At 67.3% G+C, this 1914-nt stretch carries 1 protein-coding gene; it reads left to right on the forward strand.

What is annotated here, in order from left to right:
- Positions 1 to 287: 287 nt before the first annotated feature.
- Positions 288 to 920, forward strand: coding sequence for an SIMPL domain-containing protein (locus CF165_RS49465; protein WP_093954530.1), 633 nt, complete (start codon positions 288 to 290; stop codon positions 918 to 920).
- The last annotated feature ends 994 nt before the right edge of the window (positions 921 to 1914 follow it).

Raw genomic sequence — 1914 nt, forward strand, 5'->3', positions numbered from 1 at the left:
CCACACCGAACAGCTCACCTTTGCCGAGCTGCCCCCGGATCCCGACCACTTCCGCAGCCTACAACCGAAGACGCTCACCTGCTGCCGCACGATGCCGATCCGGTGACGATCACCTGCACCGGTCGTTCGGACTGCAGCGCAAACCAACGTCCTGTCATGCCGAGGAGCGGACGATGGCCGGCATGGCCGCACCGACCGGTGCGGTGGCCGAGTACGTGGACGGCGGTTTTTGCGTTTCTCTGCTGGGCGAGTTCAACCCGCTCTGATTCGTGGTTGACTTGGGCCCCATGCAGATGATCGAACGCCCGTGGGGCGTGACGGTACACGGTGCCGCGAGCGTCAAGGCGGCCCCGGACGTGGTGCGGGCGCGGTTCAAGGTCGTGTGCCTGGAGCAGAAGCCATCGGACGCCTTCGAGGCCGCGGGGCTGGCCGTGCACGAGATCCGCTCGACGCTCCGGCGACACGACGTCCCGGACGCCGGGGTCGAGAGCTCGCGGATCGAACTCGGTGGCAAATGGGAGTACGGCCAGCAGCGGAAGTTTCTGGGCTATGAGAGTTCGGCCTCGTTCGTGGTGGAGTCGGCGGCGCTGGACGATCTGCCGTCGTTGCTGACCGACCTGGTCTCCGCCGGCGCGAACGAGATCGAGGGCGTCGACTTCGACGTCCGGGACAAACCGGCTCTCCGTGCACGGGCCCGGCGCGAAGCGGTCGCGGCGGCCAAGGCGAAGGCCGAGCTCTACGCCGAGGCGGCAGGTGTCCGGCTGGGCGCGGTAATGCACATCGATGATGTCAACCCGGACGAGCGGCAGCAGTACCGCGGGCACGGAGCCGGGGGCGCCGCAACGGCAGAAGACCTGGCCCCGGGACACGTGGTGGTGTCAGCGGCTGTGGTGCTCGGGTTCGGCATCGTGCCCGCGTGAGGAAGACTCGTGAGCGCCATCAGCGGAAGCCCCAGACTCGGTCGCTATGACATCCATTCTCCTGAACATCGAGCCCCTTGGCCCACGCACCACGCGGGCTTGGAGAGAGGCGCAGAGGCGGAGACCGCCGGCGTCGCCCTGCCAGCGGAGACCGGTCAGGGTCGGCGTGCTGGGCTGCTGGTCGCCGTCGCGATTGTTCGCCGCTGTCGCGCACGGTGACGTGAACCGGGCCAATGTCGATGCGGACGATCCCGGCCGCGACGATCGTGCCAGTGACCAGCGCGGTGAACGCGCCGGCGAGACCCACAACCCGCAGGCATGCAGCGCCGCTGGTCAAGATTTGACTCGCGAAGGTGAGCAGCCGGTGGGGTGTCCGGTATGCCAAAGCCGCGCCGAGGTGACGCCGTGGCTTGACGGGCAACCGCGTAGCCCCTGCTCGATCCGGTGGCCTCGCCGGCTGGTGTGCCGCCCTTGTGGCCACGTCAGGAACTGGCCTGGTGAGGCCAAGCACACGATCTCGTGCTGGGGCGGTCCGGTTGATCCGTACTTCCGTCAACCGCTGTGACTGCGAGCAGATTACTGCGGAGGCCAGACCCTGTGGGCGTTCAACGAATGCCACCTGGACATTCTGGAGAGATACGTCAGTGCCCGGCTCCGCGAACGCGGCGAGCATCCCGGGATGACCATGCTGGCCCGGCTCCGGCATGGCTGAAGTCGGCCAAGCATCGCACCGAGATCCTGCGAGTCATCGGCCGGCTCCGAGCATCCCTCCCACAATGAGACTGATCGAAGCGTCCTGAGAGATGACTCACCGGCAGGTCAGTCCCAGCTCGGTCCGGCGAACAGCAGAGGATCCCGATGTCCGCTCATGCCGATGAGCGTGCATATCGGCTCCGACGGGAGACGAGGTGCGACAGCCGGTATCGGCGACCAGTTGGTGGCCGGTCGCCGATACCGGTCAGGTCAGGCCGTTGACGTGCCGAGCCGGCCAAGA

It is taken from the genome of Amycolatopsis vastitatis, assembly GCF_002234595.1.
GTDB classification, from domain to species: Bacteria; Actinomycetota; Actinomycetes; order Mycobacteriales; family Pseudonocardiaceae; genus Amycolatopsis; species Amycolatopsis vastitatis.